This window comes from Streptomyces sp. NBC_00207, assembly GCF_045160965.1.
Lineage (GTDB): Bacteria > Actinomycetota > Actinomycetes > Streptomycetales > Streptomycetaceae > Streptomyces.
In genome coordinates, this window is record NZ_CP130715.1 from 1,210,189 (window position 1) to 1,225,487 (window position 15,299).

The 15,299-nt window shown below is 73.2% G+C and carries 14 protein-coding genes; 3 read left to right on the forward strand and 11 right to left on the reverse strand.

What is annotated here, in order from left to right:
• Nucleotides 1–93 precede the first annotated feature (93 nt).
• Entirely contained in the window at nt 94–486 is a 393-nt protein-coding gene (locus tag OG472_RS06150) for an MmcQ/YjbR family DNA-binding protein (protein ID WP_401603418.1), read from the forward strand.
• A 126-nt stretch (nt 487–612) separates the two neighbouring features.
• Nucleotides 613–2,406 (forward strand): 3-oxosteroid 1-dehydrogenase, encoded by a 1,794-nt coding sequence (kstD, locus tag OG472_RS06155; RefSeq protein ID WP_405941073.1) that lies wholly within the window; start codon nt 613–615, stop codon nt 2,404–2,406.
• A gap of 35 nt (nt 2,407–2,441) precedes the next feature.
• Here kstD and OG472_RS06160 read toward each other — a convergent pair whose 3' ends face one another.
• Complete coding sequence (locus OG472_RS06160) at nt 2,442–2,942, reverse strand: hypothetical protein (RefSeq protein ID WP_401603424.1); 501 nt, start codon at nt 2,940–2,942, stop codon at nt 2,442–2,444.
• Between the two features lie 87 nt (nt 2,943–3,029).
• Nucleotides 3,030–3,812, reverse strand: a complete 783-nt coding sequence (locus OG472_RS06165) for a maleylpyruvate isomerase family mycothiol-dependent enzyme (RefSeq protein WP_401603426.1) — start codon at nt 3,810–3,812, stop codon at nt 3,030–3,032.
• Between the two features lie 185 nt (nt 3,813–3,997).
• On the opposite strand from OG472_RS06165, the gene OG472_RS06170 reads away from it, so the two are divergent.
• A complete protein-coding gene (locus OG472_RS06170) occupies nt 3,998–5,638 on the forward strand; it encodes a hypothetical protein (RefSeq protein WP_405941074.1) in 1,641 nt (546 codons plus the stop codon).
• Nucleotides 5,639–5,654: 16 nt separating this feature from the next.
• On the opposite strand, the gene OG472_RS06175 is transcribed toward OG472_RS06170, so the two are convergent.
• The 9 genes from OG472_RS06175 to OG472_RS06215 form a co-directional block, all read right to left on the reverse strand.
• Nucleotides 5,655–8,534 carry an ATP-binding protein gene (locus OG472_RS06175; RefSeq protein ID WP_405941075.1) on the reverse strand — a complete coding sequence of 960 codons (2,880 nt, stop codon included), beginning with the start codon at nt 8,532–8,534 and terminating at the stop codon, nt 5,655–5,657.
• Between the two features lie 171 nt (nt 8,535–8,705).
• Nucleotides 8,706–9,113 (reverse strand): ACT domain-containing protein, encoded by a 408-nt coding sequence (locus OG472_RS06180; RefSeq protein ID WP_405941076.1) that lies wholly within the window; start codon nt 9,111–9,113, stop codon nt 8,706–8,708.
• Between the two features lie 65 nt (nt 9,114–9,178).
• Complete coding sequence (locus OG472_RS06185) at nt 9,179–9,508, reverse strand: hypothetical protein (RefSeq protein WP_405941077.1); 330 nt, start codon at nt 9,506–9,508, stop codon at nt 9,179–9,181.
• A 9-nt stretch (nt 9,509–9,517) separates the two neighbouring features.
• Nucleotides 9,518–10,423, reverse strand: coding sequence for a hypothetical protein (locus OG472_RS06190; protein ID WP_405941078.1), 906 nt, complete (start codon nt 10,421–10,423; stop codon nt 9,518–9,520).
• 174 nt (nt 10,424–10,597) lie between these two features.
• Nucleotides 10,598–10,825 (reverse strand): DUF397 domain-containing protein, encoded by a 228-nt coding sequence (locus tag OG472_RS06195; RefSeq protein ID WP_374778183.1) that lies wholly within the window; start codon nt 10,823–10,825, stop codon nt 10,598–10,600.
• Nucleotides 10,826–10,968: 143 nt separating this feature from the next.
• Nucleotides 10,969–12,153 (reverse strand): thiolase domain-containing protein, encoded by a 1,185-nt coding sequence (locus OG472_RS06200; RefSeq protein ID WP_401603441.1) that lies wholly within the window; start codon nt 12,151–12,153, stop codon nt 10,969–10,971.
• On the reverse strand, nt 12,150–13,208 hold the full coding sequence (locus OG472_RS06205) for a thiolase domain-containing protein (RefSeq protein ID WP_383564430.1): 1,059 nt from the start codon (nt 13,206–13,208) through the stop codon (nt 12,150–12,152). The genes OG472_RS06200 and OG472_RS06205 overlap by 4 nt, the downstream gene beginning before the upstream one ends.
• Complete coding sequence (locus OG472_RS06210; RefSeq protein WP_405828336.1) at nt 13,208–14,167, reverse strand: Zn-ribbon domain-containing OB-fold protein; 960 nt, start codon at nt 14,165–14,167, stop codon at nt 13,208–13,210. The genes OG472_RS06205 and OG472_RS06210 overlap by 1 nt, the downstream gene beginning before the upstream one ends.
• 191 nt (nt 14,168–14,358) lie before the next feature.
• A complete protein-coding gene (locus tag OG472_RS06215; protein ID WP_405828338.1) occupies nt 14,359–15,159 on the reverse strand; it encodes a crotonase/enoyl-CoA hydratase family protein in 801 nt (266 codons plus the stop codon).
• Between the last annotated feature and the right edge of the window lie 140 nt (nt 15,160–15,299).

Consider the following 15,299-nt stretch of genomic DNA (forward strand, 5'->3'; position numbering starts at 1 on the left):
CGCGGGTGGCTGCGCCGCCCGTGCGGCGCGGTCTTGCCCCGGATGTCCCGGCGGGCTCCGTTAGCGTGGGGAGACGATCGGCGGGAGGCGCGGATGAAGTCCGGAGTGCGCAAGTGGCAGGCGGTGCGGGAGTTCGCCCTCGGCCTTCCGGAGGCGGTGGAGGACCATCCGTGGGGTCCCGAGGACTGCGTGATGAAGGTGAACAAGAAGATCTTCGTCTTCCTGGGGAACACCGACGGGCCGGGGCAGCCCGGCCTGTCCGTCAAGCTCAAGGACGAGGCGCTGCACGGGCACGCCATGGCCTCGCCCGGAGCGGAGCCCACCGGATACGGCCTGGGCCGCTCCGGGTGGGTGTCCGTCCCGCTGGCGGAGAAGGGGGCGCCCTCCGTGCAGGTGCTGTGCGAGTGGGTGGAGGAGAGCTACCGCACCGTGGCCCTCAAGCGGCACGTGAGGGAACTGGACGCCCGGATGGGGGCGGAGGGCTGAGCAGTCGGTCTTGCGCCGGGGCGCCGGATGCCTTGACATCACATGATCCCCCGAAGACCTTTTCTGACTCAGCATCAGACGTGCTGGAGCCGATCCCCGCCCTCCCCACACCGCTGGAGCCTGCCCATGTCCGCAAGCGCTTCACGCACCTCCCCCGGAACCCGCCCGTCGAGACGTACGGTCCTCGCCGGTACGGGCGCCGGTGTGCTCGCCGCCACCGTGCTCCCCTCCGCCGCGGCCCGGGCCGCCGGCGCCCAGGACGGCCCCCCGCTCGGCGAGTTCGACGTCGTCGTGGTCGGTTCCGGGGCCGCCGGGATGACCGCCGCGCTCACTGCCGCCCACCGGGGGCTGAGCGTGCTGGTCGTCGAGAAGGCCCCCACCTTCGGCGGATCGGCGGCCCGTTCCGGGGCCGGCATCTGGCTGCCGAACAATTCGGTGATCCTGGGCGCGGGGGTGCCGGACACCCCGCAGAAGGCGGCGACGTACCTCGCGGCCGTGGTCGGGCCGGAGGTGCCGGCCGACCGCCAGGCCGCCTTCCTCGCCAACGGTCCGCGGATGCTGGACTTCGTGATGGCCAACAGCCCGCTCAAGTTCCGTTTCATGGAGGGGTACAGCGACTACTACCCGAATCTGCCGGGCGGCCTGCCGAACGGCCGGTCCATCGAGCCGGACCAGATCGACGGCAACATCCTCGGCGCCGAACTGGCCCGCCTGAACCCGGCGTACATGCCCGTCCCGGCCGGGATGGTGGTCTTCAGCCAGGACTACAAGTGGCTGAACCTCGCGGCGGTGAGCGCCAGGGGGCTCGCGGTGTCCACCGAGTGCCTGGCACGCGGCACGAAGGCAGCGCTGTGCGGGGAGAAGCCGCTGACGATGGGCCAGGCCCTGGCGGCCGGACTGCGCGCCGGACTGCAGCGGGCGGGGGTGCCGGTGTGGCTGAACAGCCCGCTGGTCGACCTGGTCCAGGAGGGCGCTGCGGTCACCGGTGTGGTGGTGGAGAAGGAGGGCGTACGGGGAACCGTACGGGCCCGGCGCGGGGTGGTCGTCGGCTCGGGCGGCTTCGAGCACAACGCGGCGATGCGGGCGCAGTACCAGCAGCAGCCGATCGGCACCCAGTGGTCGGTGGGCGCGAAGGAGAACACCGGCGACGGGATCCGGGCGGGGCAGCGGGCCGGGGCAGCGCTGGCCCTGATGGAGGACGCCTGGTGGGGGCCGTCGATCCCGCTGCCCGGGGAGCCGTACTTCTGCCTCGCCGAACGGACCCTGCCGGGCGGGCTGATCGTGAACGCGAACGGCGCGCGGTTCGTCAACGAGGCGGCGCCGTACAGCGATGTGGTGCACGTGATGTACGAGAAGGACCGGGGCGCCACCGGTTCGCACATCCCGGCGTGGCTGATCGTGGATCAGAACTACCGCAACAAGTACCTGTTCAAGGACATCCTGCCGACGCTCGTCTTCCCCGATGCCTGGTACCAGGCGGGCGCGGCGAAGAAGGCGTGGACGTGGGACGCCCTCGCGGGCCAGATCGGGGTTCCGGCGGGCGCGCTGCGGGCCACGCTCAACCGGTTCAACGCGCAGGCGTGGAGCGGGACCGACTCCGACTTCCACCGGGGCGACACGGCCTACGACCACTACTACACGGACCCGAACGTGCATCCGAACTCGTGCCTGGCGCCGATCTGGTCCCCGCCGTTCTACGCGTTCAAGATCGTGCCGGGGGACCTCGGGACGAAGGGCGGCATCGTGACGGACGCCCGGGCCCGGGCCCTGCGGGCGGACGGCTCGGTGATCCGGGGCCTGTACGCGGCGGGCAACGCGAGCGCGGCGGTGATGGGCCACAGCTACGCGGGGGCCGGGTCGACGATCGGGCCCGCGATGACGTTCGGCTACGTGGCGGCGAACGACATCGCGGACGCGTGACGGCCCGGCGGACGGGTCGGCGCGGAGGAGGCGGCCTAGCCCTGCTGGAAGAGCTCGGCGGGGAGCGGCTTCAGGAGGGCGTAGAGGTCATCGGTGATCGGGCGGTCCCAGCTGGCGATGGTCACCAGCACGTTGTCACTGCGGTCGAACTGGACGCAGGAGATGCGGGACTCCGACAGCTTGACCTTGCGGACGATGAGGAGGTTGTCGCCCTGCATGACGGGGCAGTCCTCGACGCCGGTGACCTCGACGTCCTCTTCGTTCTCGAGGGCGTCGAGGAGCTGGGCCACCTCGAAGGGGACCTCGCCGTCGGAGAGGTCCCGGGCCGGGGAACCCTCGGGGAGGTTACCGATGATCATCGCGGGGCCGCGTCCGCCGAACAGGTCGTAGCGGAGGAAGACACCCTGGCAGCTGCCGTCGGGCGCGGGCAGCAGCCCGGCCCCGAGATTGCCCGGCCAGTCCCCCGGGTCCATGGCCAGGACGTCGAAGTCCGGGCCGGCGGGTGTGGCGGCGCGGTGGCGGCGGAGGAAGGACATGCCGCCATGGTACGTGGCCGCACGAGTTTTCCGGCCCGGGGGCCCGGATCCCGGCGCCGCCCGGGCGGGGCGCGCCGGACCGGCCGGTCAGACCGGGGGAACCAGGGTGAACCAGTGCGGGAGCAGGGTGGCGTCACCGGCCGTGACCCGCAGGGCGGTGGCGGGCAGCCGTCCCCACAGGAAGAGGGCGAGGTCCGAGGCCGTTGCGGCGGCCTCGACGTCCGCCGGGGAGGTGGGGCCGGGCTCCGGGACGGGGGCGCACTCCAGCAGGACCTCGTCCGCCGCGAAGACGACCGTCCAGGTTTCCGGACCGTCGGTACTCCGGAAGCGGTACCGCTCCCCCGTACCTGCGGGGGCCGCCTTCCACGAACGGCGGGCCGGGGCCATCACCTCGACGGTCTGGGTGACGGCGTCCGCCGCGACGCCCGGGTCGAGGGGGCCCGCGGTCCCCGTGGCGGATTGTGCGTCCCAGCGGTGGACGGCCAGCTCGATCAGCTGCATCCGCAGCCAGAAGCCCGAGGTCTGCTCGGCCGACCAGGTCCACACCGGGGTGTCCGGCCCCAGCTCCCCGAGCAGCTCGGCCAGCTCCCGGGCGCCCTGCGCGAACCATTCCGTCAGCGCGCCGGGGTCCGCGGGGACCCGCGGGAGGCCGAGGCCGGCGGGGTCGGGCGGGGCCGTGAGCCGCTCCCGCAGGACGTGGGCCAGGTAGCGGTGCACGCCCCCGAGATGGGCGACGAGGTCGGAGACCGTCCAGCCGGGGCACGAGGGGACGGTCGGTACAGGCTCGCCGCGGTCGAAGGCCTGGCGGACGGCCTTCTCGAATGCCGATGCCTCGCTCTGGAAGTGGGAGATGCGGTCGATGTGATCCATACGGTTGACCCTGCCCGCCGGCTGGCGGAATCTCCCGCCTTGTGCTCCGGGCGAACGATTCCGGCGCGACACGCCGACCGGCGGATACGAGCCAATGCCATGTAAATCGGGCGGCCCTGTAATCTGATCATGACCATCTGAACAGGTTCAACAACACTGGGGGGCCGGTGTACCGTCACCGTGTCATGATCTCCGCCGCCGTCGTCGCGGCAGCCGTCGGTCTCGTCGTACCGGGCGCGGCCCACGCGGCCGAGCCGGCCGCGAACCACAAGCAGGACGCGGGCAAGAAGCTCGCGGCAGCCGTGGAGAAGGCGGCGAAGACCGCCACCTTCAGCAGCCCGCCGGAGCGGTCCGTCCGCACGGCCCCCGCCACCGCGTCGGCCGCCGAGGGCGCTCCGGCCGCGGCCGCGGGCCACTATGTCGGTCTGGTCACCACCGGATCCGGTGCGCGCACCATGGACCTCTCCACCTGGGTTTCGAGCGAGAAGACCGAGGTGTTCCGGGTGGTCGTCGACTGGGGCGACGGTCACACGACGGACCCCGAGCACTCCCTCACGGACGGGTTCCTGCGCTTCAAGCACACGTACGCCAAGGTCGGCACCCACAAGATCACGGTCACGGCGACCGATCTGGGGACCAAGGAGGCCGTCACCAACAGCGTCGACGTCGTCGTCGCCGGCTCCGACTTCACCCCGCACGCGCCCACCCGGCTGCTGGACACCCGGGACGGCACCGGAACTGCGGCGCCCCAGCCCGTCGCCCCGTACGGAACGACCCGGGTGAAGGTCGGCGGCAACAGCGGCATCCCGGCCGGGGTGACCGCCGTGGCCCTCAACATCACCGCCACCGGCGCCGCCGCCGACGGGCACATCGCCGCCTATGCGTCCGGCAGCGAGCAGCCGACCACGTCGAACGTCAACTTCACCGCGGGACGGTCCGTCCCGAACCTGACGATCGTGCCGGTCGGCGCGGACGGATACGTGGAACTGGTCAACCGCAGCCCGGGCTCGGTGAACCTGATAGCGGACGTCACGGGCTACTTCGCCCGCTCCGCCTCCAGCGGCTACACCCCGCTGGACCCCGTCCGTCTCGTCGACACCCGGGACGGCACGGGCACCGCCAAGGGCCAGGTCGCCGGGCAGGGCTCCTTCGGTGTCCAGATCGCCGGCCAGGGCGGACTGCCGGCCGCGGGCATCACCGCCGTCGCCCTCAACGTGACGGTCACCGCACCCAGGGACTCCGGCCACCTGACCGTCTTCCCGAGCGGGCAGCAGGCTCCGATCACGTCGAACGTGAACTTCACCACCGGCCAGACGGTCGCCAACTCGGTGATCGTGCCGGTGGGCCCGGACGGCAGGATCAACATACGCAACGGCTCCTGGAGCCCGGCCGACGTGATCGTGGACGTGACCGGCTACTACAGCGCCGACGGCAAGGCCGCCTACCTGCCGCTCGCGCCGGAGCGCCTGTACGACTCGCGAAAGTACTTCTGGCCGGTGCACGGCCAGGACTACTGGTGGGAGTCGCTGTTCGAGCCCGACGTCACGCTCGCGGGCGCGGTGATGAACACCACGGTCACCAACACGGAGGGCAGCGGCCACCTCACGGTCGCCCCGGACCCGAACACCCGGGAGGCGTACGGCCAGAGCAAGGCCGTCCGGCCGACCCCGCCGAACTCCTCCAACCTGAACTGGACGAAGGGCGAGACCGTCTCGAACCTGGTCCAGGCGAGCACCGGCAAGAACGACATCGTCGACTTCTGGAACCGGGGCTGGGAACCGGCCGACCTGATCGTCGACCTGTTCGGGGTGTACGCCAAGAACTGACGCGCACCTCCGCGGCCTACGGCGCGTAGGCCTCCAGGGCGGCGGCCAGGCCCGGGACGTCGGAACCGAGCTTGCGGCAGGCCCCGGACAGGGCCCAATCCGGGCCCCGTGCGGGGCGGTCGGAGCCGTCCGGGGCGGGCCTGGCCGCCGCCCGCCTCGCCGCCAGGAGCTCCTCCTGCGTGAGCCGGTCCCGCGCGAGCCCGTCTTCCCCGTCTTCTCCGTCCTTCCCGTCCGGAGCGCCCGGCAGGGTGCCGCCCAGCCGGAGCAGGGTGTTGGCGGCCCGGGCCACCAGCGCGTCGGCCCCGCATGCGCGAGCCGTCATCACGGCACGCGCCAGCAGGTCCACGTCCCGCAGCTCGCTGCCGAGCGCACCCAGGGCGCGGGCCAGTTCGTAGCCCGCCGGCGACTCCGCGAGCAGCGCGACCGCCTCCTCCAGCAGTCCGGCCCGGTCCTCCGGCGCCGCGACCTCGGCCGCCACCCGCAGGGCCTGGCCGATGCCCGACGGGGCGCCGAAGGCGCGGGCCCGCCGCACGGCATCGCCGGCCAGGGCGCGCGCCCGGTGCGGATCGTCCGCCACGACGGCCCGGGCCAGGTGCAGCTGCCACGGGCACCACGCCGGATTCTGTATGCCGCGCGGGGTCAGCCGACGGTCGACCTCCTCCAGTTGGGCGACCGCCGCCCGCACCTGGCCACGGGCCAGCAGCAGTTCGGCGTAGACCGTCTGGGAGTCGGGGAAGACCACGGCCGCCGGGAAGGGCCTGCCGTACTCGTGCTCCCGGCCCAGCTCCCAGGCCTCGTCGACCCGGCCCCGCGCGAGCAGCGTCGTGAGGAGGATGGCTATGGCGTACCAGTGCACGGGGGTGCGCCGGCCCACGCGTTCGGCCAGCCGCAGCCCGGCCCGCGCCAGGTCCTCGGCCTCGGCGAGCCGCCCGCGCCGGTAGAGGATGTAGGCGCGCAGGTTGTACGCGAAGGAGAGGTGCGCCCCGCGCCAGCCCTGCCGTTCGAACTCGGCGGTGCCCGCCTCGAACAGCTCCTCCGCCCGTCCCGGCCGGTCGGCGTACATGTGGGCCATCGCGACCAGGACCGGGACCTCGAAGCCGCGGTCCTCCTGGGCCCAGCTGAAGGGCCGCTCCAGCACCCGTCCCGCGTGGTGCAGCACCACGTCCACCGGCTCTCCCCGCAGGCAGGCGTCCCAGGCGCGCAGCCCGATGACGTACCGCTCCGTGAGGTCGCGCCCGGCCAGCCGGTCGGCGAGCCGGGCGAGGCGCCGCGAGCGGGCCGGTGAGTCGGTCTCCGCGGCATTGAAGGCGTCCCACATGAACTGTTCCGACTGCAGGCGCAGCCGGGCGCGGACGTCCTGGGTGTACGGGATCTCCCGTGCGAGGGACTCCGAGGCCTCGGCGAGGCGGTCGCTGTGCGAGAGCACCTGGGCGAGCCGGATGACGATGCCCTGGCGCAGGGCCGGATCGTCGAAGGGCTCGGCGAGGGCGGCCCGCAGATGGTTGACGGTGTTGGCGGGCTCGGTGAGCAGGGAGGCGCAGCCGAGTTCGTACAGGACGGCCGCGCGCTCGTCGAAGTCCGGTGGCTCACGCAGCGCGCGGGCGAGCTGGCGGCGGGCGGCCTCGGGGGCGCCGGCGCGGAGGTTCTCGCCGGCGGCCTCGCGCAGGATGCGCACCACCCAGGGGTCGTTCTCGGGGTGGGTCTCCAGCAGGTGGCGGGCGGCGGCGGAGGGTCCGAGTCCGGCGTCGACGACGGCCGCGGCGGCCTTGCCGTGCAGGGCGACGCGGAGCGCGTCGGGGATGGCGCGGTAGATGCCCGTGGCAATGAGCGGGTGGACGAACTCCAGCCCCGCGTCCGGCTCTTCCGTGGCGGCGGACAGGATGCGCGCGTCGCGCAGCCGCCCGGTGGCGTCCACGGCCTCCTCGGTTCCGAGGGCGGCGACCCGGGCGGCGAGGTCCCGCGGGATGGCGGTGCCGAGGACGGCGCAGGCCCAGGCGAAGCGGACGGTGGAGGGGCCGAGGCGTTCGAGGCGGGCGGCGAGGCCGCTGCCGCGCTGGGCGGCGGCGAGGTCGCGCAGCAGCGGGGCGTTCGCCTCGACCGGGGGCAGGCCCTTGTCGCGGACCTTGGCGGCGAGTTCGACGGTCTCGAAGGGGTTGCCGGTGGTGACGGCCCAGGCTTCCTGGCAGAAGGCGTCGTCGGCGTGGTCGCCGAGCCATTCGCGGACCAGGGCGGCGACGGCGGCCGGGGTGAGCGGCGCCAGGGGCAGCGGGCGCTGTCCCGCCCGGCCCGGCAGCGTACGGAAGGCTTCGGCGTCCGCGGGCAGTTCGTCGGGACGGTAGGCGACGACGAGGAGCAGCGGGAGGTGTTCGGCGCGCGGGGCGAAGGCGGCGAGCCAGCCGAGGGACTCGGGGTCGGCCCAGTGGGCGTCGTCGAGGAGGAGGGTGACGGGGGCACGTTTGACGACGAGGTGGGTGAGGACCCAGTCGAGTCCGTCGCGCAGGCCCTGGGGGTCGGGCGGGGCGCCCTGTTCGGGTGCGCACAGTCCGAGGGCCGGTCCGACGATGGAGTACCAGCCCCCGAGGGCGGCGCGCAGTTCCTGCTCGGAGGTGCCGGCCAGCTGGGGCTGGATCAGCTGGCGGGCGACGTGGAAGGGCTGGCTCTGCTCCTGTTCCCCGCCGCGGGCGGCGAGGACGGTGCAGGAGCGGGCGTGGGCGCGGCGGCGCAGTTCGGCGAGCAGCGTGGTCTTGCCGAGGCCGGCCGGGCCGGAGAAGGCGAGCAGCGCGCCGCCGGCGTCGGGCCCGGGACCGGTGAGCTGGTCCAGGGCTTCGTCGACGGTGGCGAGTTCGGCCTCGCGTTCGACCATCGTAAGCCGCATGCGGGTCCGGCGGTCCGTCATGGCTGGTACCCCCCAGGCCTGTTCGGAGCATCAGCGTACGCCCGCGCACAGGGCGAGGGATCCCACAGTGAGGAAAGAATCCGATCTTCTTTTCCGGCAACCTTTCAGGGGGCCCTCCAGGGGCCGTCCAGGGGCCGTCCGGGAGCTTTTCGGGGGGCGTTCCGGGACGTGTCAGTCCCGTGCGGAACGTGCCGCGAGGTCCTCCAGGACGGCCACGGCCTCGGCGGCCCGGTCGGCGGCCACGAAAAGGTGGTCGTGGTGGTAGCCGGCGATGACGTTGCAGCTCAGTCCGTGCGCGCCGAGTTCGCCGGCGAAGGCCGCGGTGAGGCCGACGGCGTCGAGCGCGGAGTGGATCCGCAGGGTGATCCAGCCGGCGGTGTAGTCGTAGGCGAGCCCGGCGGCGTCGGCGTCCTCCTGCCGCAGGACCAGGGTGAGGCCCTCCCGCTCCAGAACGGTGGCGACGGGCGCGGTCCCGGCGGGCACGGTGCCCCCGGGGACGGTACAGAAGACGTACCGCCCCTCGTTCAACTCGGGCCGCATACCGCTCAGGAGCTTGCGCAGATCGTTCTCTCCACTCATGCCGCCACCGTACCCGGAGTATCCGGTGTGGCCGGTTTCGCCCCGGTCCGATCGGTGACCGCTCCTCACCTGCGGCGGACGGCGGCGAGGGCGGCCAGGACGCCGACCGCGCCGACGACCGCCGCGATGCCCTGCGTGGCCACCGACAGGGGTGCCGCGAGCTCGGGACGGGTGGCGGCCACGTACAGGAGCCCGGCGCCGATGACGAGCACCAGGAGCACGAGCACGAGGGCCAGCAGGGGGACGACCAGGTCGCCAGCCGCCGTACCGGGTTCGGCCGTCCGGCTGGCGGGTGCTGCGCGGCGGGGCCGTTCCCCGGAAGGCACGGGAGTGGCACCGGTGGCATCCACCGGGTCCGGGTCAGGTTCCGGGTCCGGAGCGGGATCGGTGTGCACGGCTGCTCCTCAGCGCCGCAGGGCGCCGCGGCGCTCCTGCTCGGCCGTCCAGCGCCGCACCTTGCGGCGGACCCGCTCCCCGGTGGCACAGGGATCGGCCTCACCGGCCCGGATCGCGGCCTCCGTCCAGGTGCCGACGGCCCCGTCGCCCCACGCCTCCACCACGGCGCGCTCGGCGGGGCCGAGGCTCCGCAGGAGAGCGGCGAGACGGGGGTCGTCGGGTTCCCGGGCGATCACGGAATCCTCCGCGGAGCGGCCGCCCGTCACCAGGCCGGCCAGGGAGAGGCCGTCCGCCAGGGGAGCGTCCAGGGACAGCAGCCGCGCGTTGCGGACACGGCGCCGCCACAGGGGTGTCAGCTGCGCGTGCCGGGTTGCGGCTTCTTTGCGCAGACCGGCCAGCGCGCAGGGGCCGATCGGATCGCCGCTGAAGAGCGGAGCGGGCCAGTCGCCGAGCAGCGCGGTGGAGACCGCCTCCCGCCAGCGACCTCCGCTGCGCAGGCCGAGCACGTCCGCGGCGAAGCGGTCCATCTGCTCGTCGTCGCCGAGCAGCGCGGCCGAGCGCGCCTTGAGGGCGGCCACGGCATCGGCGGCGATGCGGCCCAGCCCCACGCCCACGAGGGGGAGGCGGGGCGCCGGCTCGACGGCCACGGCCGCGCACACGACGGAATAGCTGTACTCCGGCGAGTCGAAGGGCAGTGCGCGGCGCTCCGCCTCGGTGAACAGCCGGCGGCCCGCGAGCACTTCGATCCCGGGGTCGTCCGCATGCCTGCGCACCATGACCGACTCGACCGGCAGGGCGTCGCGGACCCCCTGGAGGCGTTCGAGGAGGTCCGCCGTCAGCGGCCGGGGACGCGGGTGTGCCTCCGGGCCGGATGCGGCCGCTCGGGTGCTCGTTCGATCCGAAGGGAAGGTCATCGCTCGTTCTCCTTGCCGACTGCCTGAGGGTCCGTCTCCTCTCGGCCTCCGCAGGGCGGCTCGACCGACAGGAAAACGCGCAGCGGCAGGTGTGACGTGCGTCACGAGACCTTCCGCGGATTCCACCGGGCCGGGGGGCTCCGCGCCCGGTGGTGCCGCGCCTGCGGGCTCGGTCTACGTCAGGTCGAACTCACCACCCCGGGCGTTCAGTACGAACTTGTGCCACTCGTCCGGCGTGAAGATCAGCGAAGGGCTCTCGGGGCGCTCGCTGTTGCGCATCGCGATGAAGCCCTCCACGAAGGCGATCTGGACGTCACCCGCTCCCCTGCTGCTCGACTGCCAGTCCGCCTCGGTGAGATCGAGGTCCGGCTTGCCCCAGCCAGCGAGGGGCTGCGAAGTCATGCTCTCGGCCACGTGCGTGCTCCTCCCGGTACGTCGTCCGGGGGCAAGGTTAACCACCGCAGCGCGTGGCGCACAGGCCACGGTGAGTCACCGTGGCCTGTCCCGTACCCCGCCGGCCCCTCCGTCGCCGGCCGGGTCCGCCGTCAGGAGGTGGGCTCCTCGGCCCCCACCAGCCACATCGCGAAGAACTGCGCGCCGCCCCCGTACGCGTGGCCCAGGGCCCGCCGGGCTCCCGGAACCTGGTGTTCCCCGGCCTGGCCCCGGACTTGGAGGGCTGCTTCCGCAAAGCGGATCATTCCGGAGGCGCCGATCGGGTTGGTGGACAGGACCCCGCCGGAGGGGTTGACCGGAAGGTCCCCGTCGAGTTCCGTGACCCCGGCCTCGGTGAGCTTCCAGCCCTCGCCCTCCGCCGCGAACCCGAGGTTCTCCAGCCACATCGGCTCGTACCAGGAGAACGGCACGTACATCTCCACCGCGTCGATCTCCCGGCGCGGATCCGTGATCCCCGCCTGGCGGTAGACGTCGGCCGCGCAGTCCTTGCCGGCCTGCGGCGAGACGAAGTCCTTGCCCGCGAAGAGCGTGGGCTCGCTGCGCATCGCCCCGCCGTGCACCCAGGCGGGCGGTTTCGGCGAACGGGCCGCGCCCGCACGGTCGGTGAGGATCATCGCGCAGGCGCCGTCCGAGGAGGGGCAGGTCTCGGAGTAGCGGATCGGGTCCCACAGCATCGGCGAGGCCTGGACCTTCTCCAGGGTGATGTCGTGCTCGTGGAGATGCGCGTACGGGTTCTTCAGGGCGTTGCGCCGGTCCTTGTAGGCGACCAGCGAGCCCACCGTGTCGGGTGCGCCGGTGCGCCGCATGTACGCGCGCACGTGCGGGGCGAAGAACCCGCCCGCGCCCGCCAGCAGCGGCTGCTGGAAGGGGACGGGGAGGGAGAGCCCCCACATGGCGTTCGACTCGGACTGCTTCTCGAAGGCGAGGGTGAGGACGGTCCGGTGGACGCGCGCCGCGACGAGGTTGGAGGCGACCAGGGCGGTGGACCCGCCGACCGAACCGGCCGTGTGCACGCGCAGCATCGGCTTGCCGACCGCGCCGAGCGCGTCCGCCAGGTACAGCTCCGGCATCATCACCCCCTCGAAGAAGTCGGGGGCCTTGCCGATGACGACGGCGTCGATGTCCGCCCAGGTCAGCTCGGCGTCGGCGAGTGCGCGCGCCGCCGCCTCGCGGACCAGTCCGGCGATGGACACGTCGTGGCGGGCGGCCACGTGCTTGGTCTGGCCGATGCCGACGACGGCGACCGGCTCCTTGCCGGACCTGCCGGTTGCGCTCATGCTCGGTCCCCTTCCAGGACGGCGACCAGGTTCTGCTGGAGGCAGGGGCCGGAGGTGGCGTGGGCGACGGCCCGGTCGGACTCGCCGCGGTGGATGCGGGCGGCCGCCTCGCCGATGCGGATCAGGCCGGCGGCCATGACCGGGTTGGCCGCGAGCGCCCCGCCGGAGGGGTTGACGGTCACGTCGTCCCCGAGCCCGAGCGCCTTGCGGAGCACCACCTCCTGGGAGGAGAACGGCGCGTGCAGTTCCGCCGTGTCCACCGGCGCCTCGAAGACGCCCGCGTGTTCGGCGGCGATCCGGGTGGACGGGGAGTCGGTGAGGTCGCGCAGCCCGAGGCTGTGCGCCTCGATGCGGTGGTCGATGCCGGTGATCCAGGCCGGGCGTGCGCACAGCTGCCGGGCCAGGTCGCCGGCCGCCAGGATCACGGCGGCCACGCCGTCCCCGATGGGTGGGCAGTCCCCGGTGCGCAGCGGCCGGACCTGGTAGTCGCCCTGGGGCACCGAACCGCTCAGCTGGGCGTGCGGGTTGGCCTCGGCGGCGGCTCGGCTGCGCGCTCCGATGGCGGCCAGGGCGGGCTCGTCGGTCTCGCCCGCGTCGATGAGGGCCTGGGCCTGGAGGGCGGCCAGTGCCACCGAGTCGGGCCAGAGGGGCGCCACGTAGTACGGGTCGAGCTGCCGGGTCAGGACGTCCCGTACCGAGCCGGGCGAGGACTTTCCGTACGAGTAGACGAGCGCGGTGTCGGCCTCGCCGGTCTGGATCTTGACCCAGGCCTCGTAGAGGGCCCAGGCGCCGTCCATCTCCACGTGCGACTCGGAGATGGGCGGCCAGGCTCCGACCCCGTCGAGGGTCATGGTGAAGGAGAAGGCACGGCCGGCCAGGTAGTCGCTGGAGCCGGAGCAGGTGAAGCCGATCTCGCCGGCCTTCAGGCCGGTCGCGGCCAGCACCCGGTGCAGGACCGGCATGACCATCTCGACTTCGCTGAGCTCGTCGGTGCGGCGCAGGTGGTCGCTCTGGGCGAAGGCGACCACCGCGACCTCACGGGCGTATCGGGCCATCAGATGAGCTCCTTGTACGCGTCGTAGTCCGCGTCCGGCTCGCCGGTGGGGCGGTAGTGGTCGGGGTAGCGGCCGCCCTCGGTCCACACGGGCTCTACCCGCAGGCCCATGCGCACCTGGTCGTACGGGATGCCGCCGATCCGGCCGTGGAGGGCGAGGCCGGCGCCGTCGAGGGCGATGTGGGCGTAGACGTAGGGGACCTCGATGTCGAGGTTCCTGGCCTTGATGTTGACGATGCAGTAGGTGGTGACCGTGCCCGCCGGGCCGACCTCCACCTGGTCGGTGGTGGCCACGCCACAGGTGGGGCAGGCGCCGCGCGGGGGGACGTACACCTTGTGGCAGGAGGGGCAGCGCTCGCCGACCGTCTTCTGCTCGGAGAGGGCGTTGATGTACGCGGTCTGGGCGCGGCCGGGGCTGTAGACGTAGTCCAGGCGGGCCTGCGCCACGATACCGGTGACGGCGCCGGCGAAGTCCCCGTCGTGCGGGGCGGCCTCGGCGCCGGCCGGGCCCTCGTACGGTTCGAAGCAGGCGATGTCGGTGATGGCGCCGGTGCGCTCGGCGGCCCAGCGGATGCGTACCCGCATGCCGGTGTGCACGGCCTCGGGGCCGGGCGCGTCGAGGGCGTGCAGGAGGGCGGTGTCCGCGCCGTCGAGCTTGACCAGCACCCAGGCGAAGGGGGTGTCCAGGGGCTGGTGGGGGCGGGGCAGGTGGTTCCACGCCCAGGTGGTGACGGTGCCGGTGGCGGCGACCTCGACGAGCTCGCGGATCTCCTCGGCGGTGACGGGGTCGTACTCGACGGGCGGGACCATCACCTTCCCGCCGGCGGTCTTCACCCCGAGGACGACGCCTTCGCGCAGGCCGGTGAGGAAGGCGCTCTGGACGGGCCCGAGGGACCGGGTGAAGGGGAACTCGACGACGAGGGGGGCGCGGAGCAGCTCCGGTGGGGAGGCAGCTGTCATGGTGGCTCTCCGATGTGTTGATTCCGAGTGTGGGTCTTCAGCGGAGCCTGCTCCTCCAGCCCTGCGGGCCCCGTCCGGCCGGGCAGGCCAATCCCGCCTCGCCGGCACAAACCCAGCCCCGCCGGCGTTTGAGGCGCGGGCGCGGAGCGCCGTAGGGGGTCCGGGGCAGAGCCCCGGCTGCGGTGCCCCGGTTACTCCCGCCGGTACAGCGCGGGCCGCTTCTCCGCGAAGGCCCGCGCCCCTTCCTTCGCGTCCGCCGTGTCGAAGATCGGCCACCCCCGCAGCAACTCCGAGGCCAGCCCCTCCGCCTCCGTCATCTCGGCCGTCTCGTAGACCGACGCCTTCACCGCCTCCACCGCCAGCGGCCCGCACGCGTTGATCCGCTCCGCGGTCTCCAGCGCGGCCTCCAGTGCCGTGCCGTCCGGCACCACCCGCCCGACGAGCCCGATCCGCGCCGCCTCCTCCGCGGAGTACGGGCGCCCGGTCAGCAGCATCTCCAGGGCGTGCGTGCGCGGGATCTGGCGCGGCAGCCGCACCGTGGAGCCGCCGATCGGGAACAGCCCGCGCCTGACCTCGAAGAGTCCGAAGGTGGCCCCCGCGCCCGCCACCCGGATGTCCGTGCCCTGCAGGATCTCCGTCCCGCCCGCCACGCAGTAGCCTTCCACCGCCGCGATCACCGGCTTGCGCGGCCGGTGGTGACGGAGCATCGCCTTCCAGTGCAGGTCGGGGTCGGCCTTGAGGCGGTCCCGGTACTGGTCGCCCGCCATACCCTTCCCGGCCAGCGCCTTGAGGTCCATGCCGGCACAGAAGTCCCCTCCGGCGCCGGTCAGGACCACCGAGCGGATCGTGTCGTCGGCGTCCGCCTCCAGCCAGCCGTCGTACAGCCCCACCAGCAGCGGCAGCGAGAGCGCGTTCTTCGCCTCGGGCCTGTTCATGGTGAGCACCAGCGTGGCGCCGTGCCGTTCCACGGTCAGGTGTTCTGTCCCACCCATTGCCGTCCTCCCGTCTCAAGACCTAGAACAGGTTGCAGTAGGGGAGGGTGCAGTTCAATAGTTTTCTGACACTCAGTCAGATTTCTTGGGCGGCGCCCTTCCCAGTTGCCGGCTCCGGCGCTCTAATGACCGCCGAGCAG

Bases quoted from the DNA above. Each gene is read 5' to 3' on its own strand.
- OG472_RS06150 (WP_401603418.1), top strand. From the start codon at position 94: ATGAAGTCCGGAGTGCGCAAGTGGCAGGCGGTGCGGGAGTTCGCCCTC.
- kstD (WP_405941073.1), top strand. From the start codon at position 613: ATGTCCGCAAGCGCTTCACGCACCTCCCCCGGAACCCGCCCGTCGAGA.
- OG472_RS06160 (WP_401603424.1), bottom strand. From the start codon at position 2,942: ATGTCCTTCCTCCGCCGCCACCGCGCCGCCACACCCGCCGGCCCGGAC.
- OG472_RS06165 (WP_401603426.1), bottom strand. From the start codon at position 3,812: ATGGATCACATCGACCGCATCTCCCACTTCCAGAGCGAGGCATCGGCA.
- OG472_RS06170 (WP_405941074.1), top strand. From the start codon at position 3,998: ATGATCTCCGCCGCCGTCGTCGCGGCAGCCGTCGGTCTCGTCGTACCG.
- OG472_RS06175 (WP_405941075.1), bottom strand. From the start codon at position 8,534: ATGACGGACCGCCGGACCCGCATGCGGCTTACGATGGTCGAACGCGAG.
- OG472_RS06180 (WP_405941076.1), bottom strand. From the start codon at position 9,113: ATGAGTGGAGAGAACGATCTGCGCAAGCTCCTGAGCGGTATGCGGCCC.
- OG472_RS06190 (WP_405941078.1), bottom strand. From the start codon at position 10,423: ATGACCTTCCCTTCGGATCGAACGAGCACCCGAGCGGCCGCATCCGGC.
- OG472_RS06195 (WP_374778183.1), bottom strand. From the start codon at position 10,825: ATGACTTCGCAGCCCCTCGCTGGCTGGGGCAAGCCGGACCTCGATCTC.
- OG472_RS06200 (WP_401603441.1), bottom strand. From the start codon at position 12,153: ATGAGCGCAACCGGCAGGTCCGGCAAGGAGCCGGTCGCCGTCGTCGGC.
- OG472_RS06205 (WP_383564430.1), bottom strand. From the start codon at position 13,208: ATGGCCCGATACGCCCGTGAGGTCGCGGTGGTCGCCTTCGCCCAGAGC.
- OG472_RS06210 (WP_405828336.1), bottom strand. From the start codon at position 14,167: ATGACAGCTGCCTCCCCACCGGAGCTGCTCCGCGCCCCCCTCGTCGTC.
- OG472_RS06215 (WP_405828338.1), bottom strand. From the start codon at position 15,159: ATGGGTGGGACAGAACACCTGACCGTGGAACGGCACGGCGCCACGCTG.